This window comes from Serratia sp. BNK-23 (genome assembly GCF_047456145.1).
GTDB classification, from domain to species: Bacteria; Pseudomonadota; Gammaproteobacteria; order Enterobacterales; family Enterobacteriaceae; genus Serratia; species Serratia nematodiphila.
This window is the reverse complement of the sequence record NZ_CP179900.1, coordinates 1,821,386-1,842,949: the sequence shown is the minus strand read 5'-3', so window position 1 is coordinate 1,842,949 and position 21,564 is coordinate 1,821,386. Positions and strand designations below refer to the sequence as shown.

At 59.6% G+C, this 21,564-nt stretch carries 26 protein-coding genes; 19 read left to right on the top strand and 7 right to left on the bottom strand.

The annotated features are described in order from the left end of the window. Window positions 1-50: 50 nt before the first annotated feature. From ACMGF9_RS08675 to ACMGF9_RS08665, 3 genes are all read right to left on the bottom strand, one after another. The gene (locus ACMGF9_RS08675; protein ID WP_126171699.1) at window positions 51-422 is read right to left on the bottom strand and encodes a hypothetical protein; all 372 of its coding nucleotides are present in this window, start codon (window positions 420-422) and stop codon (window positions 51-53) included. Window positions 423-497: 75 nt separating this feature from the next. After that, entirely contained in the window at window positions 498-827 is a 330-nt protein-coding gene (locus ACMGF9_RS08670) for a helix-turn-helix domain-containing protein (protein ID WP_158497934.1), read from the bottom strand. Between the two features lie 223 nt (window positions 828-1,050). Then, complete coding sequence (locus ACMGF9_RS08665; protein WP_019453527.1) at window positions 1,051-2,001, bottom strand: alpha/beta hydrolase; 951 nt, start codon at window positions 1,999-2,001, stop codon at window positions 1,051-1,053. 100 nt (window positions 2,002-2,101) lie between these two features. On the opposite strand from ACMGF9_RS08665, the gene ACMGF9_RS08660 reads away from it, so the two are divergent. The 4 genes from ACMGF9_RS08660 (at window position 2,102) to ACMGF9_RS08645 (ending at window position 5,656) form a co-directional block, all read left to right on the top strand. Then, window positions 2,102-2,719: a TetR/AcrR family transcriptional regulator gene (locus ACMGF9_RS08660; protein ID WP_015378310.1), complete on the top strand. Its 618-nt coding sequence runs from the start codon at window positions 2,102-2,104 to the stop codon at window positions 2,717-2,719. Window positions 2,720-2,840: 121 nt separating this feature from the next. After that, window positions 2,841-3,683 (top strand): formate dehydrogenase accessory sulfurtransferase FdhD, encoded by an 843-nt coding sequence (fdhD, locus tag ACMGF9_RS08655; protein ID WP_414160202.1) that lies wholly within the window; start codon window positions 2,841-2,843, stop codon window positions 3,681-3,683. A gap of 58 nt (window positions 3,684-3,741) precedes the next feature. Further along, window positions 3,742-4,659: a bestrophin family protein gene (locus ACMGF9_RS08650; RefSeq protein ID WP_004935069.1), complete on the top strand. Its 918-nt coding sequence runs from the start codon at window positions 3,742-3,744 to the stop codon at window positions 4,657-4,659. Window positions 4,660-4,693: 34 nt separating this feature from the next. Continuing rightward, window positions 4,694-5,656 (top strand): Dyp-type peroxidase, encoded by a 963-nt coding sequence (locus ACMGF9_RS08645; protein WP_021505763.1) that lies wholly within the window; start codon window positions 4,694-4,696, stop codon window positions 5,654-5,656. Window positions 5,657-5,666: 10 nt separating this feature from the next. On the opposite strand, the gene ACMGF9_RS08640 is transcribed toward ACMGF9_RS08645, so the two are convergent. Continuing rightward, complete coding sequence (locus ACMGF9_RS08640; RefSeq protein WP_015378314.1) at window positions 5,667-6,500, bottom strand: IclR family transcriptional regulator C-terminal domain-containing protein; 834 nt, start codon at window positions 6,498-6,500, stop codon at window positions 5,667-5,669. Window positions 6,501-6,743: 243 nt separating this feature from the next. Here ACMGF9_RS08640 and ACMGF9_RS08635 point away from each other — a divergent pair, with 243 nt between their 5' ends. The 11 genes from ACMGF9_RS08635 to benD all read left to right on the top strand — a co-directional run bounded on the left by ACMGF9_RS08635 (window position 6,744) and on the right by benD (window position 16,295). Continuing rightward, window positions 6,744-7,430, top strand: a complete 687-nt coding sequence (locus tag ACMGF9_RS08635) for a 3-oxoacid CoA-transferase subunit A (protein ID WP_021505764.1) — start codon at window positions 6,744-6,746, stop codon at window positions 7,428-7,430. Between the two features lie 10 nt (window positions 7,431-7,440). Continuing rightward, window positions 7,441-8,121 (top strand): 3-oxoacid CoA-transferase subunit B, encoded by a 681-nt coding sequence (locus tag ACMGF9_RS08630; protein ID WP_021505765.1) that lies wholly within the window; start codon window positions 7,441-7,443, stop codon window positions 8,119-8,121. After that, window positions 8,099-9,301, top strand: a complete 1,203-nt coding sequence (pcaF, locus tag ACMGF9_RS08625; RefSeq protein WP_075684980.1) for a 3-oxoadipyl-CoA thiolase — start codon at window positions 8,099-8,101, stop codon at window positions 9,299-9,301. Before ACMGF9_RS08630 ends, pcaF begins: the two co-directional genes overlap by 23 nt. Before the next feature lie 8 nt (window positions 9,302-9,309). Then, window positions 9,310-10,071, top strand: coding sequence for a 3-oxoadipate enol-lactonase (pcaD, locus tag ACMGF9_RS08620; protein WP_414160201.1), 762 nt, complete (start codon window positions 9,310-9,312; stop codon window positions 10,069-10,071). Window positions 10,072-10,074: 3 nt separating this feature from the next. Beyond that, the gene (locus ACMGF9_RS08615; RefSeq protein WP_118891920.1) at window positions 10,075-11,190 is read left to right on the top strand and encodes a muconate cycloisomerase family protein; all 1,116 of its coding nucleotides are present in this window, start codon (window positions 10,075-10,077) and stop codon (window positions 11,188-11,190) included. 17 nt (window positions 11,191-11,207) lie between these two features. After that, entirely contained in the window at window positions 11,208-11,498 is a 291-nt protein-coding gene (catC, locus tag ACMGF9_RS08610; protein ID WP_063918580.1) for a muconolactone Delta-isomerase, read from the top strand. 83 nt (window positions 11,499-11,581) lie between these two features. Beyond that, window positions 11,582-12,511, top strand: a complete 930-nt coding sequence (gene catA, locus ACMGF9_RS08605; RefSeq protein WP_118911609.1) for a catechol 1,2-dioxygenase — start codon at window positions 11,582-11,584, stop codon at window positions 12,509-12,511. 87 nt (window positions 12,512-12,598) lie between these two features. After that, on the top strand, window positions 12,599-13,975 hold the full coding sequence (locus tag ACMGF9_RS08600; protein ID WP_118891918.1) for a Rieske 2Fe-2S domain-containing protein: 1,377 nt from the start codon (window positions 12,599-12,601) through the stop codon (window positions 13,973-13,975). Then, complete coding sequence (gene benB / locus ACMGF9_RS08595; RefSeq protein WP_063918582.1) at window positions 13,972-14,469, top strand: benzoate 1,2-dioxygenase small subunit; 498 nt, start codon at window positions 13,972-13,974, stop codon at window positions 14,467-14,469. The genes ACMGF9_RS08600 and benB overlap by 4 nt, the downstream gene beginning before the upstream one ends. A gap of 15 nt (window positions 14,470-14,484) precedes the next feature. Continuing rightward, complete coding sequence (benC, locus tag ACMGF9_RS08590) at window positions 14,485-15,510, top strand: benzoate 1,2-dioxygenase electron transfer component BenC (protein ID WP_414160200.1); 1,026 nt, start codon at window positions 14,485-14,487, stop codon at window positions 15,508-15,510. 2 nt (window positions 15,511-15,512) lie between these two features. Beyond that, window positions 15,513-16,295 carry a benzoate diol dehydrogenase BenD gene (gene benD / locus ACMGF9_RS08585; protein ID WP_118891916.1) on the top strand — a complete coding sequence of 261 codons (783 nt, stop codon included), beginning with the start codon at window positions 15,513-15,515 and terminating at the stop codon, window positions 16,293-16,295. A 16-nt stretch (window positions 16,296-16,311) separates the two neighbouring features. On the opposite strand, the gene arsC is transcribed toward benD, so the two are convergent. The 3 genes from arsC to ACMGF9_RS08570 all read right to left on the bottom strand — a co-directional run bounded on the left by arsC (window position 16,312) and on the right by ACMGF9_RS08570 (window position 18,440). Then, a complete protein-coding gene (gene arsC, locus ACMGF9_RS08580; RefSeq protein WP_118891915.1) occupies window positions 16,312-16,740 on the bottom strand; it encodes an arsenate reductase (glutaredoxin) in 429 nt (142 codons plus the stop codon). Window positions 16,741-16,754: 14 nt separating this feature from the next. Continuing rightward, a complete protein-coding gene (locus tag ACMGF9_RS08575; RefSeq protein WP_118891914.1) occupies window positions 16,755-18,044 on the bottom strand; it encodes an arsenic transporter in 1,290 nt (429 codons plus the stop codon). 69 nt (window positions 18,045-18,113) lie between these two features. After that, window positions 18,114-18,440 (bottom strand): metalloregulator ArsR/SmtB family transcription factor, encoded by a 327-nt coding sequence (locus ACMGF9_RS08570; RefSeq protein WP_004935082.1) that lies wholly within the window; start codon window positions 18,438-18,440, stop codon window positions 18,114-18,116. 152 nt (window positions 18,441-18,592) lie between these two features. Here ACMGF9_RS08570 and ACMGF9_RS08565 point away from each other — a divergent pair, with 152 nt between their 5' ends. From ACMGF9_RS08565 to ACMGF9_RS08550, 4 genes are all read left to right on the top strand, one after another. After that, a complete protein-coding gene (locus tag ACMGF9_RS08565; protein ID WP_004935083.1) occupies window positions 18,593-19,702 on the top strand; it encodes a YbdK family carboxylate-amine ligase in 1,110 nt (369 codons plus the stop codon). A 95-nt stretch (window positions 19,703-19,797) separates the two neighbouring features. Next, complete coding sequence (locus ACMGF9_RS08560; protein ID WP_004935085.1) at window positions 19,798-19,977, top strand: hypothetical protein; 180 nt, start codon at window positions 19,798-19,800, stop codon at window positions 19,975-19,977. Window positions 19,978-20,190: 213 nt separating this feature from the next. After that, a complete protein-coding gene (locus ACMGF9_RS08555; protein ID WP_015378329.1) occupies window positions 20,191-20,787 on the top strand; it encodes a hypothetical protein in 597 nt (198 codons plus the stop codon). 2 nt (window positions 20,788-20,789) lie between these two features. Continuing rightward, on the top strand, window positions 20,790-21,563 hold the full coding sequence (locus ACMGF9_RS08550; RefSeq protein ID WP_118891913.1) for a DUF3307 domain-containing protein: 774 nt from the start codon (window positions 20,790-20,792) through the stop codon (window positions 21,561-21,563). Window position 21,564 lies beyond the last annotated feature (1 nt).

Here is a 21,564-nt window from a genome sequence, read left to right as displayed (position 1 = left end):
GACGGAAAAATCTGGGGTTCCGGCGTAGAACCCCGAATAAGGAATAGTCCTTAATTCATTTCAGGATTATTAATTCCATCTAAAACCTCTCGGCAATATTCTTTTTTATAGGCTTCATCATTACTTAATGACTTAACCAAAAAATCAGCATTTTTCCAACCATTATCCCAATGCGTATCGAATCCTGACTGTTCATACTTTAATGTTCTAGTTAATGAGTCTTTTATTTGTTTTTTATATTTATCAATTTTCTCATTGGTTGCCCCACAAACATCATGTGCAACACGAGCATTTGAGCCAGAAAAACCTATTGCTGAAATTGCCATCGCTTCATTTGATTTGTCGAAATCATTCGCATATGCCACAGCATTAGATAAAGCGAATATGACAAGAGCAGGTATGGTTTTTTTGTATGAAATCATCTTTCACCTCTAACTCATTGATTGTTCATGGGGTCAGTTTGGATATAGAAAATTATTGTACATTAAGGCTGCTTTTTAATCAGTCTCAACTTCTTTATAGAAGGCCTGAATGCGACAAACTTGGGAAGTACTGCAGCCTGTCGCGTCTGCTGTTTCTCGGATGCTCAGTTTCTTAATCTGTCGGTAGTGCCTGATCCATCCTGCTCGCTCCATCTCACCGCTGGCGCGCACGAAATAAGTGGCATTAGGATGCCGCACCAACAACTTGCCAATGTCCAGCCGGCTCTCGACATAGTCCTGCGCCGGTGAAGGAAAACCGCAGGCCACACGATCGGCAAACAGCGGTAACGTCAGGGGCTCACCTGGTGAAAAAGCATACAACCTTGAAGTGCTCAGCATATTCATAACCAAACTGTATATTTACACAGTAAAGCATAAACAAAACGCGAACGCGTGAGCCCCCCTATCCCCCGTCAGAACACAGTTTGACGCGTAATATAATAATTTTCTGAGCGATTTTTTTTTACGCCTGCTAACGGTTTCACTCTGCCTTGCACACACGTTATCCACTAAAACTGTGGATAACATGCTGAGCTGCAGTGGCGTCTTCAGAACATGCGCCGTCGCCTCACCGCTCCGCCGCGGCCAGGCAAAAACGATGCACCGCTTCAACCATCTGATCGAGGCCCGGCTGCTCGAGGGGATAATGCCCGGCGTTCTCGAGCATCACGGTGGTCACCGGCACCCGCCGAATGCGCCGCAGAAACAGTTCACTCAGGTGCAACGGCGTCCAGCGATCCTGCGCCGGTTGCGTCAACAGAACCGGGCAAACGTCGAACGCTTCCGGTTCAATGGCGGGTGCATACTCCGCGTACGAGGCCAAAAACCGCATCGTCACCCAGGCTCCCGCCGAGGTGTTGTCCGCCAGGCACGCCTTGAGCGCCGCCTTGTCATTGACCAGCGCATGCATCTTGCTCGCCAGCGCCATCGGCATCGCCATACCCGCCAGCGGCGTGGCGGCCGTCAGTCGCGCCAACGGAATGCCCAGGCGACTCATCAACAGATTCAATGCCGTCTCGTCGCGCACCTGCTGTTCACGCTGATCGAGAAACGTCATGCCGACAATGCCTTTCACCTGCCGGTTCAACGCCGCCACGTGGTAAGTCTCCATCCCGCCGGCGCTCAGGCCGTACAGCACAATCGGCCGCGCATCCTTCGCCCGTTCCGCGTCGATCAGATCGCTGCCGATCTGCACCCAGTCGTCGTAACGCACGCGCCGCCGTTGGCCGCCCATCTGCGTCATTCCGTACCCCGGCATGTCGACGGCGATCGTCTCTATCCCCCGGCGCGCCAGCGGCGCTCCCAGGATGGTCGACATCTGTCGGCCGTTGGTGCCCACCCCATGGAACAGGATCACTTTCACCGGCGCCTCCGGGCGGCGATAGCAGTCCAGATGAATACGGTGCTGCCGCCAGGGCCACCACACCTCGGTCGGTTCTTCCCCCGGCCGCAGCCGAAAATTTTCCGGCAGGAATCGTTGAATCTCCTGCCAGTGAGATTGATTGGCGTAATTCTCCATACGAAACCTCTGGCGTTATGGCGCTTGGTTGACGGGTTCAATTTCAGTATAATCCAACAAATGTCGGATCATTAAAATACAACTTATGTCGGAAAAAGCGATGCCGCAAGCAAAAAAAAATGTGCGCGTGCCGATTCAGGAACGCGCGGCGGCGCGCATGGCCAAAGTGCTGAGCGCTGCCGAACAGATGCTCGCCACCCTCGGGCCGGAAAAAACCTCCATTCCCGCTCTGGCGGAAGCGGCCGATGTGCCGCGCGCCGCGATCTACCCGTTCTTCCCGGACAAATACGCGTTGTTTTCACACCTGGCTCAGAGCCATATGGCGCAACTGGCGCAGGCGCTGCGTGAAGCGGAGCTCGAGAGCGCCGACACCCTGCACGATTGGGTGGATGCCGCCGTGGCGGCCACCGCCCGCTACTACAACGCGCATCCGGCGGCGAGCGTCTTGCTGCTACGCGGCGCGTTCACCGAACCGGAGCAAGAGGCGCACGCCGCCAAGAACCTGACGATCGGCGAGATGTTCCGCGCCAAAGTGCGCGAGCTGCCCGAACTTGATGCGCTGCCGTCAGATCCCGACGTCGTCTTGATCGCCATAGAATTGGCGTTCGCCTGCATGAAATACGGCTATGCGCGGGAAGGCACCGTTTCGCCGGCCATTTGCCGCGAGGCGACGCGGGCGGTCACGAGCTATCTCGGGCAGTGGCGCGCCGCGCCGTAAGGCGGTGGCAAAGACGCCCCGTTTCACCCTGTTCAAGCACGCCATCTATGATAAAATCGGCTATCACTCATCAGACTCTATCTGACGCCGGCGCTGTATCCGCCGGCGCCGCGAAACCATCATGAACAAGCATTTGATTCTCGACGAACCCGGCGATGCCGACTCGGCCTGCCTGTCGCGCCACGCAGTCTGGCAGCGCACCGATCTGGCTCAGGCGCAACAAGATTGGCTGGCGGAAGAAGTGCCGGTTGCCCTGGTGTACAACGGCATTTCCCACGTGGTGATGATGGCGACGCCGAAAGACCTGGCGGCCTTCGCCATCGGTTTTTCGCTGTCCGAAGGCATCATCGCCTCCCCCGACGATATCTACGACATCCGCCAGCAACCGGCCTGCAATGGCATTGAAGTGCATGTGGAACTCTCGAGCCGCCGCTTTATGCAGCTGAAAGAGAAGCGCCGCAGCCTGGCCGGCCGCACCGGCTGCGGCGTCTGCGGGGTCGAGCAACTGCAGGAGGTCGCTCAGCCCATCGCGCCGCTGCCTTTCACGCAGCGTTTCGATTTGGCGCTGCTCGATCGGGCGTTGGCGCAGCTGCAGGAAGTGCAAACGGTGGGGAAACTGACCGGCTGCACCCACGCGGCGGCCTGGATCCAGCCGGACGGCGCGCTCAGCGGCGGATGTGAAGACGTCGGCCGCCACGTGGCGCTCGACAAGCTGCTGGGCTACCGCAGCCAACAGGCGTGGTGGCAAGGGGCGGCGCTGGTGTCGAGCCGCGCCAGCTATGAAATGGTGCAAAAATCCGCCATGTGCGGCGTCGAGATCCTGTTCGCCGTTTCCGCCGCCACCCGCCTGGCGGTGGAGGTGGCCGAGCGCAGCAACCTTACGCTGGTGGGCTTCAGCAAGCCGGGGCGCGCCACCGTCTATACGCACCCGCAGCGGCTCTGGCAATCGACAACGGCGGCCTAACGCCGCCGGATAAGAATCGACTATTCTCAATAGCAGGACACCAGGAAGCGCCCACGTTATGATAATCCGCCCGCACCAGAACTGGTTTTTTCGCCTGTTCGCCTGGCACGGATCCGTGCTGTCAAAAATTACCTTTCGCCTGTCGCTGAACGTGCTGATGTCGATAGTGGCGGTGATCAGCTACCAATGGTACGAACAGCTCGGCGTGCATTTGACTATCGCGCCGTTCAGCCTACTGGGCATCGCCATCGCGATTTTTCTCGGCTTTCGCAATAATGCCGGCTACAGCCGCTTTGTCGAGGCGCGCAACCTGTGGGGCTCGCTGCTTATTACCGAGCGATCCCTGCTGCGCCAGATCAAAAGCCTGCTGCCGGACGAACCGGCGGTGCAGCAAAAGGTCGCCAAGCTGCTGATCGCCTTCAGCTGGAGCCTGAAGCATCAGCTGCGTGCCACCGATCCGACCGCCGATCTGTACCACAATCTCAGCAGCAAAGAGCTGGCCGAAGTGATCGCCAGCCCGATGCCGACCAACCGCATCCTGCTGATGCTGGGCCAGGAGATCGGCAAGCTGCGCCGACGGGGGCTATTGAGCGACATCACTTTCGAGCTGCTCGACAACAAGCTGAGCGAGCTGTCCCACGCCCTCGGCGGCTGCGAACGGCTCGCCAGCACCCCGGTGCCGTTCGCCTATACCCTGATCCTGCAGCGCACCGTTTACCTGTTCTGCAGCCTGTTGCCTTTTGCCCTGGTGACCGATCTGCATTACATGACACCGTTTGTTTCGGTGTTCATTTCCTATACCTTCTTATCCTGGGACTCACTGGCCGAAGAGCTGGAGGATCCGTTCGGCGTGTCGGCCAACCATCTGCCGTTAAACGCCATTTGCAACACCATTGAGCGCAACCTGCTGGAAATGAATGACCAAAGCCCGCTGCCACCGCCGATGAAACCCGACGAGCACTTTAATTTGATCTGAGCTATTTCACCCGAACACACTGGAGCCGAATGCAATGAATGCAAATACCCCCCTGCCGCAAGCCGTATTCACGCCGGTGACGCGCCATGCCATCTTTATCGTCGCCACCCTGTCGCCCGTTCCCGCCCATCTGGCGGCGGTGCGCGCCTGGTGCGGCGACATCGCCGCCGTGGTGCGTTCGGTCGGCAAACGCGCGCCGGCGGGCAACCTCACCTGCGTCTGCGGCTTCGGCTCCGAGGCCTGGGATACGCTGTTCGGCGCGCCGCGCCCTCGCCAGCTGCATCCATTCAGCCCGATCGGCAGCGGGGAACGCGTCGCCGTCGCCACGCCCGGCGACATTCTGCTGCATATCCGCGCCGATGAAATGGATCTGTGTTTTGAACTGGCCTCTCAGCTGATCGGCAAGCTCGGCGACGCCGTGGCGGTGATCGAGGAGGTGCACGGCTTCCGTTACTTCGATCAGCGCGCCATGATCGGCTTCGTCGACGGCACGGAGAACCCGGAGGGGCACGAGGCCTTCGATTACACGGTGATCGGCGACGAAGACGCGGCGTTCAGCGGCGGCAGCTATGTGCTGGTGCAGAAATACCTGCACGACATGCAGGGCTGGAATTCGCTCAGCGTGGAAACGCAGGAGAAGATCATCGGCCGCCATAAGCAGTCCAACATCGAGCTGGATGAAGCGGTCAAACCGTCGTCGTCGCACAGTTCGCTGACCACCATCACCGACGAGCAAGGCAACGAGGTGAAAATTCTGCGCGATAACATGCCGTTCGGCCGCCCCGGCCTGCGCGAGTTCGGCACCTACTTTATCGGCTATGCGCGCTCCCCGCAGCCGATCGAGCAGATGCTGGAAAACATGTTTATCGGCCGCCCGGCCGGCAACTACGATCGGCTGCTCGATTTTAGCCACGCGGTGACCGGCACCCTGTTCTTCGTGCCTTCCGCCCCGCTGCTGGAAGCGCTGGCCGATCGCAGCGGCGCCGAACTGCATTAATCCGTTCTCCCTACAGCAGCAGCGCCAGCTCCATCGCCGTGCGCTGCAGCTGCGGCAGCACTCGTTCGCGCAGCTCCGCCGCCGAGATCTGCGACGCATTGACGCCAACGTTCATTGCCGCCACAACCCCGCCTTTGCGTGAATGCATCGGCACCGCAATGGAACGCAGGCCGATCTCTAACTGTTGATCGTTGATGGCATACCCCTGTCTGCGAACTCTGGCTAACTGTTCCTGCAGCTGCTCCGCACTGGTGACGGTAAACTCGGTCAGCGGTTCGAAAGTGACCCGCGACAGATAATCCTCCAGCTCTCCCTCGTCCAGCGCGCTAAGCAACACCAGCCCCATCGATGTCGCATAGGCCGGCAGACGGCTGCCGCGCCCCAGATCGATAGTCATGATGCGTTTAACCGAGGCCCGGGCGATATACAAAATGTTATCGCCATCCAGCGTCGCCACCGAGCAGGATTCATTAAGCAATTTGCTGAGATAGTCCAGCGAGTTTTGCGCCGCCTTCGCCAGCTCGGAAGAGGAAAGATAAGCGTGACCGATAGTTAGCACACGCGGCAGCAAGCGATAGTGGCGCCCATCGGGACAATGCACGAATCCCAGCGCTCGTAGGGTATACAAACAACGGCGCACCGCTGCGCGCGGAATGCCGGTTTGTTGACTGATCTCTGACACCGACATCTGCGAATACTGTGGCTTGAAGGCCTGTAACACCTCCAGCCCTCTGGCCAGCGAGGCCATAAAATTAGGATCGCCCTTGTACTGGTCGTTGCTTAAATCACCGATCTCCTGCAGCCGACGCAGTTCTTCGGTGCCAAATTCAGGAACTTCACTCATTCAGGCCTCCCATTAGTATCTGCTCTCAATTTACACGCTCAATACGGCAGCAAAGCCCTGCGTATCACATCCGATGCCAATTTAGCCGCCTGCATCACAAAATGCAGACCTAAAACCTCAATGCACCAATAATCGCACAATGTTCTGATATTCGCACTTGCTGATGCTTTTTTCATCCTCTAGGTTAATTTCAAACCCGCTGGTTGTTGGCGCAACGTCCTAACCGAGCCTTGAGGAGAACTGATGATCGATAAAAGCATGGCGTCCGCAGACGCCGCCGTCGCAGATATTCCGGATGGCGCCACCCTTATGGTCGGAGGATTCGGTCCGGCCGGGCAGCCCTACGCACTGCTGGATGCGCTGATCCGTCGCCGGCCACGCGCGCTTACGCTGATCAGCAACAATGCCGGTAACGGCGATTTTGGCCTGGCGGCTCTGCTGAAAGCCGGCTGTGTGCGCAAAGTGGTGTGTTCTTTCCCACGGCAGGCAGATTCTTGGGTGTTTGACGACCTCTACCGCCGCGGCGAGTTGGAACTGGAGCTGGTTCCGCAAGGCAATCTGGCGGCGCGCATCCAGGCCGCCGGCGCCGGGATCGGCGGTTTTTATACCCCGACCGGCTATGGCACCCAATTGGCGGAAGGAAAGGAAACCCGCGAGATCGACGGCCGCCGATACGTTTTCGAACTGCCGCTGAAGGCCGACTTCGCGCTGATCAAGGCTGAACAAGCCGACCGTTGGGGCAACCTCCGCTATGACAAAACCGGGCGCAACTTCGGGCCGATTATGGCGATGGCCGCCAACTGCACCATCGTCGAAGTCAACCATATGGTGCCGTTGGGCGAACTGGATCCGGAAAACATCATCACGCCCGGCATCTTCGTGCAGCGTCTGGTGCCCTCTTCTCCCCGTGCAGCCCAGCTTTCGGCTTAAGGAACGCATCATGAGCAAACTGACCCATCAACAGCTGGCTGAGCGCATCGCGCGCGATATTCCTGAAGGCGCCTACGTCAATCTCGGTATCGGCATTCCAACCCAGATCGCCAACTATCTGCCGGCCGATAAAGAGATCTTCCTGCACAGCGAAAACGGCATTCTCGGCATGGGCCCGGCGCCAACGCCGGGCGAAGAGGACCCGGAATTGATCAATGCCGGCAAACAACCGGTTACGCTGCTGAAAGGCGGCTGCTTTTTCCACCACGGCGACTCTTTCGCCATGATGCGCGGCGGCCACCTGGATATTTGCGTGCTGGGCGCCTATCAGGTCTCCGAACGCGGCGATCTGGCGAACTGGAGCACTGGCGCACCGGGGGCGATTCCGGCGGTCGGCGGCGCGATGGATCTGGCGATCGGCGCACGTCAGGTGTTTGTGATGACCGAACACCTGACCAAAACGGGTGAATGCAAAATCGTCCGCCAATGCAGCTATCCGTTAACCGGCATCGGCTGCATCGACCGCATCTACAGCGATCTGGCGGTGATGGACGTCACTCCCCAGGGACTGGTGGTGCGTGAAATATTTGCCGGCCTGACCCCGCAACAACTGCAGGACGTCACCCCGGTCGGACTGACTTTCACCCTTCAACACGGGGAACCGCGCCATGAATCCAGCTTATCTGTGTGACGCCGTCCGCACGCCCTTCGGTCGCCTCAATGGGAGCCTGGCCGGCATACGCGCCGACGACTTGGCCGCTCTGCCGTTGAAAGCGCTGCAGGCACGCCATCCGACGCTCGACTGGAGCCAGGTGGACGACGTGTTGTTCGGCTGCGCCAATCAGGCGGGGGAAGACAACCGCAATGTCGCGCGCATGGCGCTGCTGCTCGCCGGCCTGCCGGTGCAGGTGCCCGGCTGCACCATCAATCGCCTGTGCGGATCCAGCCTGGATGCGGTAGCAGCTGCGGCGCGCGCCATCAGAACCGGCGAGAGCGAGCTGATGATCGCCGGCGGCGTGGAAAGCATGTCGCGGGCGCCTTATGTGATGGGCAAGGCGGAAAGCGCCTTCAGCCGCGCGATGAAGATTGAAGACACCACCATGGGCTGGCGTTTTATCAACCCACAGATGCAGGCGCTGTACGGCGTGGACACGATGCCGCAGACCGCCGAAAACGTGGCATCGCAATTCGGTATCAGCCGTCGCGATCAGGACGCCTTCGCCCTGCGCAGCCAGCAACGCACCGCCACCGCGCAGGAAAGCGGCTTTTACAGCGACCAACTGATCGAGGTGCTTATCCCGCAGAAGAAGGGCGAGCCGTTGACCTTCAGCCAGGACGAACATCCGCGCGCCACCACCTTAGCCGCACTGGAAAAACTCAGGCCGGTGGTCGCCCCGCAGGGCAGCATTACGGCCGGCAACGCATCCGGCCTGAACGACGGCGCCTGCGCGCTGCTGCTGGCCGGCGAGCGCAGCGTGGCTCGCCATGGCCTGCGGCCAATGGCACGCATCGTTGCCAGCGCCGTCACCGGCATCGAACCGGCGATCATGGGGTTTGCCCCGGCGGCGGCGGTGCGCAAAGTGTTGCATATTGCCGGCCTGACCCTCGAACAGATGGACGTGATCGAACTGAACGAAGCCTTCGCCGCGCAAGCGCTGGCGGTGACCCGCGAGCTGGGACTGCGCGACGATGCGCCGCAGGTGAACCCGAACGGCGGCGCGATTGCGCTCGGCCATCCTTTGGGCGCCTCCGGTGGCCGGCTGGTGATGAACGCCGCCTGGCAACTGCGAAAAACGCGCGGGCGCTACGGGCTGTGCACCATGTGCATCGGCGTCGGTCAGGGCATTGCGCTGATTATCGAACGGGTATGAGGTCAATCATGGATATTGAATATCGTCTCGACGGCCCGGCCGACGCACCGCTGCTGGTGCTGTCCAACTCGCTGGGCACCACTTTCGAGATGTGGCAACCGCAGTTGGCGGCGCTGACCGAACGCTTTCGCCTATTGCGTTACAACCAGCGCGGCCACGGAGCCACCCCGTTGGCGAAAGCGCCACTGCAACTGCAGCAGTTGGCTGAAGACGTCATCACCTTGCTCGACCATTTGGATGCGCCGAACGCCCATTTTTGCGGCATTTCGATGGGCGGATTGACCGGGCTCTGGCTCAGTCGTTATCACCCCGAGCGCATCGGCCGGCTAGTGGTCGCCAATACCGCCGCCCGCATTGGCGACGCTGAAGGCTGGCGACAACGCGCGCAGCAGGTACGGGAACACGGGTTGGCGCCGATCGCCGCCGCCTCCCCCGCGCGCTGGTTCTGCGCGGCATTCGCGCAGCGCCACCCCGAGCAGGTGGCGGCGCTGGTGGCAGCGCTGGCGGCCGGTAATCCACAGGGATACGCCGCCTGCTGCGAGGCACTGGCGCGGGCCGACCTGCGCGCCGAGATTGCCTTGATGACGCGGCCGATGCGGGTGATTGCAGGTGAGCAAGATCCGGTCACGACGGTGGCGGACGCCGAGTTTTTAGTCGCCAATGCGCCACTCGCCGACCTGCGGCGGTTGCCGGCATCGCATATTTCCAACATCGCCTGTCCGGATCTCTTCAACCGCTGCGTTGTCGAGTTTCTTACTGAAAAGGAATGAAACATGGAACTTCGCATTGAACGCATCGACAGCTGGCTGGTGGATATTCCCACTATTCGGCCACACAAATTGTCGATGGCCACGATGGGCTGCCAAACGCTGACGCTGGTGCGCATGACCTGCGCCGACGGCCTGATCGGCTGGGGGGAAGCCACCACCATCGGCGGGCTGAGCTACGGCCCGCAAAGCCCGGAGGGGATCAAGTCGGCGATCGACGGCTACCTCGCGCCGCTGCTGAGCGGCAAAAGCTTCAGCGGTCTGGCGCCGTTGGTTGCGTTGATGAATGGCCAGGTCCAGGGCAATACCTTTGCCAAGTCGGCGCTGGAAACCGCCTTTCTCGATGCCCAGGGCAAACGCCTCGGCCTGCCGGTCAGCACCCTGCTCGGCGGCGCGCTCAGCAACACCCTGCAGGTGCTGTGGACGTTGGCCAGCGGCGATACGCAGCAAGACATCATCGAAGGGCAACGCCTGTTGGCGGAAGACCGTCATCGCGCCTTCAAGTTGAAGATCGGCGCCCGGCCGCTGGAGGAAGATCTGCGCCACACCCAGGCTATCAAGCAAGCGCTGGGGCCGGAGATCAGCATTCGCGTCGATGTTAACCAGGCCTGGGATGCCGCCACCGCCGTACGCGGAATGGCGGCGCTGCAGCAGATCGGCATCGATCTGGTCGAACAGCCGGTGCCGCAATGGGATCGCACGGCGTTAATCCGGCTCAGTCAGCGCTTCACTCTGCCGATCCTGGCCGACGAAGCGGTGGCCGACGCTCACGACGGTTATGCATTGGCTGCGGGCGGCTTTACCGGCGCCTACGCGCTGAAGATAGCCAAGGCCGGCGGCCCGGCGCAGGCGCTGAAACTGGCGCAGGTCGCACAGGCCGCCGGCGTCGGCGTCTATGGCGGCACCATGCTGGAAGGCACGCTGGGCACCGTCGCCTCGCTGCACGCCTGGTCGACGCTGAAGCTGGACTGGGGCAGCGAGATGTTCGGCCCGCTGTTGCTGAAAGACGACGTGGTCACCACGCCGCTGCGTTTCGCCAACGGTCACGTCAGTCTGCCGTCAGGCCCGGGCCTGGGGGTCGATATCGATGAAGACAAACTGCGCTTTTATCGACGCAAATAACTACGAGGGACTACGCCATGCTATTCAAAGTTGAAATGGTCGTGAAATTACCGCTCGATATGCCTAAAGCGCTCGCCGACGAAATAAAAGCACGCGAAAAAGCGTATTCGCAAACCCTTCAGGCGAGCGGAAAATGGCGACATCTTTGGCGCGTAGCCGGTAGCTACGCCAACGTCAGTATTTTCGATGTGGAAAGCAATGCCGAGCTGCACGAGCTGTTATTCGCCCTGCCGCTTTACCCTTATATGAAAATCCGCGTAACGGCGTTATGCCGACACCCGTCATCGATCCGCGACGATGACAAATAAAATACCGGGATAATAACCCGCAAGGTTAGCTGTTAATTCCTGTTCTCTGTATAACCTACATTATAAGCAATGAGGAATTCGCAATGTCTATATCCTTCAATCAACGTCAAGACATTATCAAATTGCTGGAAATCAGCAGCGGTTTTACTAATGATAACGGAGATCCGCGTTTCAAAAAAATCATGCATCATCTGCTGGGCGATATTTGTCAGCTCATCGATCGCTATGATATTTCCCCTGAAGAATTCTGGCAGGCGATCAACTATCTGCACGTCTTGGGTGAACGTCAAGAGGCGGCGCTCCTGGCCGCCGGCTTGGGGCTGGAACACTACCTCGATCTGCGCGACGACGAGCGCGAACGTCAACAAGGGCTGAGCGGCGGTACGCCACGCACCATCGAGGGGCCGCTGTATGTGGCCAATGCGCCACTGAGCGCCGGTTTCGCGCGGATGGACGACGGCGACGACGACGGCGAGGTGATGTGGCTGCACGGCCAGGTCAAAGGCGCCGACGGCAAGCCGCTGGCGGGGGCGGTGGTCGATATTTGGCACGCCAACACGTTGGGCAACTACTCTTTCTTCGATAAATCGCAGAGCGGCTTCAACCTGCGTCGGCGGATAACCACCGACGCCGATGGCCGCTACGCGGCGCGCAGCATCGTGCCGTCGGGCTACGGCTGCCCACCCGACGGGCCCACTCAGGCATTGCTTAATCGACTGGGCCGCCACGGCAACCGTCCGGCGCATATTCATTTCTTCGTCTCCGCACCGGCGCATAAACACCTGACGACGCAAATCAATCTCAATGGCGACCGTTATCTGTGGGATGACTTCGCTTTCGCTACCCGCGATGAACTGATCGCCAACCCGGTGAAAATCACCGATCCGGCGCTGGCGGCCAAACGCGATCTGCCCGGCCCGCATACCGAAGTGCAGTTTGATTTCACGCTTTATGCCGCGGCGGACCGCATCGAGCAGAACAGAATAAACCGTCCCCGCGCGCTGCAAGATTAATCTTTTTCGCACGAGAGAATAGCGACGCCAATAACGGGCAATCGGCTATTGATTGCCCGCCAATCCCTTTTATATGAGGCCATGAATATGCACTCATTATTGAATCCGACAATATCCAAGCTGAAAGAAAAAATAAATCACGCTTTAATTATTGATAAAGAAAATGGCATATATCAGTGCAATCGCGGCATTTTTACCGACGAAGCGTTATTTGAACTGGAAATGAAAGCCATTTTCGAAGGCAATTGGATTTATCTGGCGCATGAAAGCCAAATCGCCGACTCAGGCGATTATTACACGCTCACCGTTGGGCGTCAGCCGGTGATCATCACGCGCGACAAAGACATGCAGCTGCATGCCATGATCAATAGCTGCTCGCATCGGGGCGCAATGTTGGCCAGCCGCAAGGCCGGCAATAAAAGTACCTTCACCTGTCCCTTCCACGGCTGGACCTTCAATAACGCCGGCAACCTGCTGAAAGCCAAGGACGAGAAAACCGGCGCCTATCCTCCCTGTTTCAAGCGGGACGGCTCACACGATTTGAAACAGCTGCCGCGTTTTGAGTCTTATCGCGGATTTCTGTTCGGCAGCCTGAGCGATGAGGTGCAACCGCTGGAGGAGTATCTGGGTGAAACGCGACAGATCCTCGATCTCATCGTCGATCAGGCTGAGAGCGGGCTGGAAGTTCTGCGCGGCTCATCCTCCTACACCTTCGACGGCAACTGGAAACTGCAGATGGAGAATGGTGCGGACGGTTACCACGTCAGCGTGGTGCACTGGAACTATGTCTCCACCATGGCGCATCGGGATGCCGCCAGCGGCATCCAAACCATGGACGCCAACTGCTGGTCATCAAAAAACGACGGCGGCGCCTATGGCTTCAAGAATGGTCATCTGCTGTTGTGGACCCGGGTGCTGAACCCGGAGTCCCGCCCCATTTATCGGCACTTCACCCGTTTGAACGATGCCTTCGGCGCACACCGTGCCGACCTGATGGTGAACCAAACCCGCAACCTGTGCCTTTACCCCAATCTGTACATCATGGACCAGCTTTCCAGCCAGTTGCGTGTAGTGCGCCCGATTGCCGTCAATAAAACCGAAGTGACCGTATTCTGCTTTGCGCCGAAGGGCGAAAACGCCGACGAGCGAGCCTTGCGCATTCGCCAGTATGAGGATTTCTTCAACGTCAGCGGCATGGGTACGCCGGACGATCTGGAGGAATTCCGCGCCTGCCAGCTCGGGTTCAACGCCGGCAACATGCCCTGGAGCGATCTGAGCCGCGGCGCTACCCGCTGGCTGGAGGGCCAGGCTGACGACAATGCCAAAGCGCTGGGGATCGTGCCTGACATGACCGGCCCGCGCCCGGAAGATGAGGCCCTGTATCTCAGCCAGCATCATCATTGGCAAAACATTCTGCTGCGCCAGCTGGAGCGCCAGCAACGAAACGACGAGGTGGCGCAATGAGTACATTTAACCTGCAACAGCGGGTGGAACAGTTCCTGTACCGCGAAGCACGCCTGCTGGATGACCGGCAATGGGATGACTGGCTGGCCTGTTACCATCCGCAGGTCGAATATTGGATGCCGGCCTGGGCTGACGACGATCGCCAGACGACGGACCCTCATAGCGAGATTTCGCTGATTTATTACGCCAATCGCGAAGGACTGGAAGATCGCGTTTACCGCATAAAAACCGAACGTTCAGCCGCCAGTAGCATGCCGGAGCCGCGCACGGTGCATCTTATCAGCAACGTGGAGCTGTTATCGTCCGGCGCGGAACAGGCCGAGGTGAACTACCACTGGGCCACCTTCTATCACCGCTACAACCACACGGACACCTATTTCGGCTCAACCCGACTGTGGATAGATCTTAGCGGGGAGGCGCTGCAAATTAAGCGCAAGAAAATTCGTCTGGATAATGACTATATCAATCATGTAATTGATATTTATCATCTTTAATGCAGGAGGTGAGGTATGTCTTTTACCGTGGCCCTTAATTTTGAAGACGGCGTCAGCCGCTTTATTCAATGCAACCCGAATGAAAAAGTACTCGACGCCGCCTACCGACAAAAGATCAACCTGCCGATGGACTGTTCGGACGGCGTATGCGGCACCTGTAAATGCCACTGTGAACAAGGAGAATATCAGCTGGGCGATGACTATCTGGACGAAGCGCTGTCAGAGCAGGAAGCCGCACAGCGGCGAGTGTTGACCTGTCAGATGGTGCCGCTCTCGGACTGCGTCATCGAGGTGCCGATGCCTTCGACGATGTGTAAAACCGCCAGCGAAATGTTTACCGCCACCGTCACCTCCGCCACCGCCCTGTCGGACAGCGCCATCGAGTTCTGCCTGACGCTGGATGATGAACGCGGCATCGCGTTCCTGCCGGGACAATATGTGAATATCGACGTTCCCGGCAGTGCGGCCAGCCGCGCCTATTCGTTCAGTTCGCCGCCCGGCAGCCGGCAGCTCTCTTTTCTGCTGCGCAACGTGCCCGGCGGCATGATGAGCCGTTATCTGACAGAACGGGCGAGCCCCGGCGACGCGATCCGTCTGCGCGGCCCACAGGGCAGTTTCTATCTGCGTGCGCCGGTGCGGCCGATGTTATTTTTGGCCGGCGGCACCGGGCTGGCGCCGTTCCTTTCCATGCTGGAATATCTGGCGCTCGGCGGCAGCGAACAGCCGGTGCATCTAATCTACGGCGTCACCCATGACCACGATCTGGTCAAGCAGGAACAGCTGGAAAGCTATCGCCGGCGTCTGCCGAATTTCAGCTACCTGACCTGCGTGGCCAGCGAAGCGTCGCTGTCGCCGCACAAGGGCTACGTCACGCAGCACCTCGACGAAAATCTGCTCAACGACGGCGATCTGGACGTGTACCTGTGCGGGCCGCCGCCGATGGTGGAAGCGGTGCTTGGCGATTTCCAGCGACGCGCCTTTATCCCGAATAGCTTCCATTATGAGAAGTTCGCCCCCAGCCAGGCCGATCAGAGGAGTTGACCATGGATAAGTCACGTTTCAGCGGCCAGGTAATGGCGATAACCGGTGCCGCTCAAGGCATCGGCAAAGCGGTGGCCGAACGCGCGGCTCGGGAAGGGGCGAGTTTGGCGCTGATCGATCGCTCCCCCTATCTGGAGGAGGTCGTAGCCGTTTTACGCGAGCGCGGCACCGATATCATCGCCCTGCAGGCCGATTTGGAGCACTGGGAGGAAGCTCGCGAGGCGCTGGATCAGGTGCAACAGCACTTTGGGCGCGTGGATATTATGGTGAACAATGTGGGCGGCACCATCTGGGCGCGACCATTTGCCGACTATGCGCCGCAACAGATTGAGGCGGAGATTCGGCGTTCGCTGTTCCCGACGCTATGGGGTTGCCGCGCCGCGTTGCCGCATATGCTGGCGCAAGGGAGCGGAGTGATCGTCAACGTCTCTTCGGTCGCCACGCGCGGCGTCAATCGCGTTCCCTACTCCGCAGCCAAAGGCGGCGTCAATGCCCTGACCCAGTCACTGGCCTTTGAATACGCTGGAGCCGGCATTCGCATCAACGCGACGGCGCCGGGCGGCACCGAAGCACCGCCGCGGCTGACGCCACGCAACCGCGAATCCCCGACGCAGCAGGAAGAAAGTTGGTATCGACAGGTGGTTGAGCAGACTCTCGACAGCAGTCTGATGCACCGCTACGGCAGCGTCGATGAACAAGCCGCCGCTATTCTGTTCCTCGCCAGCGCCGAAGCCAGTTACATTAACGGAACGGTGCTGCCGGTCGCCGGCGGCGATTTGGGGTAAAACAGGCGCCGGGGGATCAGCGTACGATCCGCCGGCCCTGCGCATCAATCACCGGCTCGCCGTCCTCTTTGCTGAAGGCGCCGCGCTGCGGAGCCGGCAGAATCTCCAACACCGCCTCCGACGGACGGCACAGGCGCGTGCCAAGCGGCGTCACCACGATGGGGCGATTGATCAGGATCGGCTGTTGCACCATGAAGTCGATCAGTTGATCGTCGCTCCAGCCGGCTTCATCCAGCCGCAGCTCGGTATAAGGCTCGACGTTTTTACGCAACAACGCGCGCGGCGTCATGTTCATGTCGGCCAGCAACGCAATCAACCGTTCGCGGCTGGGGGGCGTTTCCAGATACAGAATCACCTCCGGCTCAGCGCCGCTGTTGCGGATCAGCGCCAACGTATTGCGCGACGTGCCGCAGGCCGGGTTGTGATAAATTTTGATGTCGCTCATGTCAGTTGCTCCGGTTATGGCAAAACGGACAGCCGCAGCGCCAGCGCGGCCAGGGTGACGAACAGAATTGGCAGCGTCATCACCAGTCCCACGCGGAAATAATAGCCCCAGGTAATGACGATGTTTTTCCTTGCCAACACATGCAGCCACAGCAACGTGGCCAGGCTGCCGATCGGGGTGATTTTGGGGCCGAGATCGCTGCCGATGACGTTAGCGTAAATCATCGCCTGCCTGATGACGCCTTCCGCGCTGCTGCCGTCGATCGACAGCGCCCCTACCAACACCGTCGGCATGTTATTCATGACGGAAGAGAGAAACGCGCTCAGGAAGCCGGTGCCGAGCGTCGCCGCCCACAGCCCCTGCCACGCCAGCGCATCCAGCACGCCGGACAGCAGATCGGTCAAGCCGGCATTGCGCAGCCCATAGACCACCAGATACATGCCCAGCGAGAAAATCACGATCTGCCAGGGCGCCCCGCGCAGCACTTTGCCGGTATCGATCGCCCGCCCGCGTTTCGCTACCGCCAGCAGCACCAGCGCGCCGCAGGCGGCGACCAAACTCACCGGCACGCCGAGCGGTTCCAGGGCGAAAAAGCCGATCAGCAACAGCGCCAATACCGCCCAACCGGCTCGAAACGTCGCGCGATCGCGGATCGCTTCCCGCGGTACCGGTAAACGCGTCAACGCGTAGCCCGGCGGAATATCCTTGCGGAAGAACAAATGCAACATCACCAGCGTCGCCGCCACGGCGACGAGGTTGACCGGCACCATCATCGCCGCATACTCCGTAAAGCCCAAGTGGAAGAAATCCGCCGAAACGATATTCACCAGGTTGGACACCACCAGCGGCAGGCTGGCGGTATCGGCGATAAAGCCCGCCGCCATGACGAAAGCCAGCACCGCCGCAGGACGAAAACCGAGCGCCGACAGCATGGCGATCACGATCGGTGTGAGGATTAACGCGGCGCCGTCATTGGCGAACAGCGCCGCCACCGCCGCGCCCAACAGGAGCATATAGGTAAACAGCCAGCGGCCCTTGCCGTTGCCCCAGCGCGCGACGTGCAAGGCGGCCCAGGCAAAAAAGCCGCTTTCATCCAGCAACAGGCTGATGATGATGACGGCGATAAAGGTCGCAGTCGCATTCCAGACTATCTGCCATACCACGGGGATGTCGCCGACGTGCACCACGCCGCTCAATAATGCCAATCCCGCCCCGATCGACGCACTCCAGCCAATACCCAGCCCCTTCGGTTGCCAGATGACCAAGATCAACGTCAGAATAAAGATCGCCCCTGCCACTATCATCGCTGTCCTTCCGCCCCTTTAAGTTTACATATTCGATTTTTCATATGTGTTTGCGTAAATTTTTTACAGTTACGGGCAACCTTTCGCCACGCGTTGCGCTAACTCCGTCATCTGTTCTGGCCGGCACTGATAAGCCTGCTCAATAATCGCCGCCGCCCAGGCCGGCATATGCGGCGACAGGCGATAATGTATCCATTTACCCTCGCGCCGATCGAGCAGCAGCCCGCTTTCACGCAGCATCGCCAGATGCCTTGAAATCTTGGGTTGCGGCAGCGCCAGTGCACCCGACAGCTCGCACACGCACAGTTCACCGGCGTGGCGCAACAGCAGCACCAAGGTCAGACGCGTCTCGTCAGACAGGTTTTTAAACAGCTTCAGCGGCGTCAATGACGGCATGTCACACTCCCGTTAACCTTTCTCTTCACCACAACTCGCTCGTGAAGATACCAGCTTCACATGCGAAAAAACAAATATAAAATGCAAAACGTTGCCCCCCCTCACCGAGACATATACTTATCTTTATGCCGTTCTTGCAGGAAGGAGGTACCATGCCGCTCACATTCAAACGTTCGGAAAGGCTCTCCATCGGCACCGAAATAGAGTTACAGCTGGTCGATGCCGAGCACTACGATCTTACGGATCGAGCCGATCGGGTGGTCAGCGCGGTCGGCGACCGCCGGCGCGTCAAGCATGAGCTCACCAAATCGATGGTGGAGCTGAACAGCTCGGTGCACCGCGATCTCGATGAGCTGCACACCGAGCTGCGCGCCCTGACCCATACCGTCCGGCGCAGCGCGCAGCGCCTGGGCTGTGACGTCTGCGGCGGAGGCCGCCACCTGAGCAACGACTGGCGCAAGCAGGTCATCAGCGACAACGCGCGCTACAGGCAGCTGGCCAGCCGTTTTGGCTATCTCTCCAAGCTGGCCTGCGTGTTCGGCCAACACATTCACCTCGGCGTCAACGACGGGGACGAAGCGATGTACCTGTGCCATGCGCTGACGCCCTACTTTCCGCAATTGATCGCGCTCAGCGCCTCGTCGCCGCTGTATCAGGGGGTCGACACTTGCTTTGCCAGTTCCCGCTTCAGCGCCCAGAACTCCTTCCCCAACTACGGATGCCTGGAACACATCTACAGCTGGCATGAATTCAACGCCTACTACGAACGGTTGAATGCCGCAGGCGTGATTGAAAGCGTCAAGGATATTTACTGGGATGCGCGGCCAAAACCGGAGCTGGGCACGGTAGAGATCCGCATCTGCGATACGCCGCTGCGCCTCACCCACGCCGTGCTGCTGGTCGGTTACTGCCGCCTGCTGGCCGATTTTCTGTTGCAGCACCGCTCACCGATCGCGCCGGAATACGATGCCTTCACCAATTACAACAAGATCAACGCCTATCGCAGCGGCTTTGCCGCCGAATACGTCGATCCCGCGACGCTGCGCCGCAGCAGCCTGACCGCCCACATCCTGCACACTCTCGAAGCGCTGAGCGGTTTTGCCGAGCGACGGGAGGATCGTGCCCTGCTGCAGGCCGTCGAGCGCCATGTCCGCCAGGGCATCAGCGATTCGGAGCATATCCGCCAGATGTTGCACAACGGCCTGCCGCAAGCTCAGGTGATCAAGCGCCTGTGCGATGAGCTGTTGCAGCCTGCAAGTTAAGTTTCGGCTATCGATTCCATACGCCAAAGCCGCTGTTCATTATGTGCTCTTTCGCTACAATCGTGAGCACTGACATTCACCGTATCGAGGACACCATGTACAACTTCTCCCGCTATCAGGCAAAAGAACTGGCGCTGGCTTACATGAGCGGCAAAAAACACGATCTGTCGCCGCAGGAATTTTTGCAGCAGCTGAAAAGCAGCGAGCGATCGTTTGAGCATCTGCTGAAACACGGCAGCGAAATGCCGCGTGACGTGCTGGTTAAAAGCTTCTGAACAGCCGGTTGCCGGCCATTTTCCCTCTACGTCGCCGGTGGCGAGCCTGGCAGGCCCGCGCATTCCCGGCCGTTCATCCCACGTTCCTCATCCTGCCTCGTTTCGCCCTCACAGGCGAAAACCCCATAAATTCGCACCTAGAGGCGAATTATTGACATATTCGTATCCAGGTGCGAATTTATAGTCATCCCTCCGCAAATAATGGAACACGCCATGCCGACGCCAATCAGCGTAATCAGCGGCGATCTGGTCGATTCCCGCCGATCAGACACCGTCAACTACCTCAATGGGCTGCATAACCTGCTCGATCGGCTGCGGCGTGACGGGCGGCTGCATCAGGTGGAAATCTTTCGCGGCGATGCCTTCCAGGCGCAGGCCGCGCCGGAGGACGGGCTGTTGCTGGCGGTGTACATACGCCTCGCGCTGCGGGCGATGGGCGCCGCGCACTGGGATGCGCGCATCGCCGTCGGGCTGGGTAGCCAACGGCCCGACGCCGCCGGTTACGGCAGCGCCTTTATCAACTCCGGCAGCGCGCTGGACGCCATGGCAAAAAATTGCCGGCTGGCTCTGAAAACCGACAACGATCGGACAAACGCCATTGTCAGCGATCTGCTGCCGATGTTAGATCATGTAATTGGCCGCCTGTCACAGGCCGAAGCGCGCATCGTTCAGGCGAGAATGTTCGCCGACAGCGGCGCCGCCGTGGCGGACCAGCTGCAAAAAGCCGCCTCCACGGTCTCCGCCGCGCTGAAACGCGCGGCCTATGAGGAAATCATGCGGTTTATTCACGCCATTAACAGGATCGTCTGACCATGGATCTGACCTATGCGCCTTTGCTGGCCTGGCTGTTGCTCGTCCATCTGCTGGCGGATTTTCCGCTGCAGCCGCTGAGTTGGGTGGAAGATAAAATCCAACATCGCGCGCGTTCGCGTTTTCTGCTGTTGCACGCGTTGCTGCACGGGGTGCTGGCCGCCTGGGTAGTGGCCGGTTTCGGCCTGCTGCACGGCGGACTGTCTTCACTGCAGGTGCTGGCCAGCCTGCTGGCCATCGCCGTCAGCCACTACCTGATCGATTTGCTGAAAGTCACCGCGATGAACCGCCTGAGCCCGGCCCGCAGCTTTCTGCTCGATCAGGGATTGCATCTGGCGGTGATCGCCTTGCTGTGGCTGGGGCTGACGCCGAATGCCGGTGAACTGCTCGCGGCGTTGGGACGGCAACTGGGGAGTTGGCAAACCGGCCTGGTGCTGATGGCCTACAGCCTGATTTATCTGCCGATGAGCCTGCTGATTGGGCAACTGCTGGCGCGCTGGACGCCGCAAATGCCGCCTTCGGCCAAGGCCGACAACGACTCGCTGCTGCGCGCGGGCAAACAGATTGGCTACCTGGAAAGAACGCTGATCCTGACCTTCGTGCTGCTGGGGCAAATTCCGGCGATCGGTTTTTTACTGGCGGCCAAATCTATCTTCCGTTTCGGCGATCTGCGCCAAAGTGACGATAAGATGCGTACCGAGTATGTGCTGCTCGGCACGCTGTTTTCCTTCACGCTGACCATCATGCTCGGCCTGCTGGTCAACAAACTGCTGTAGC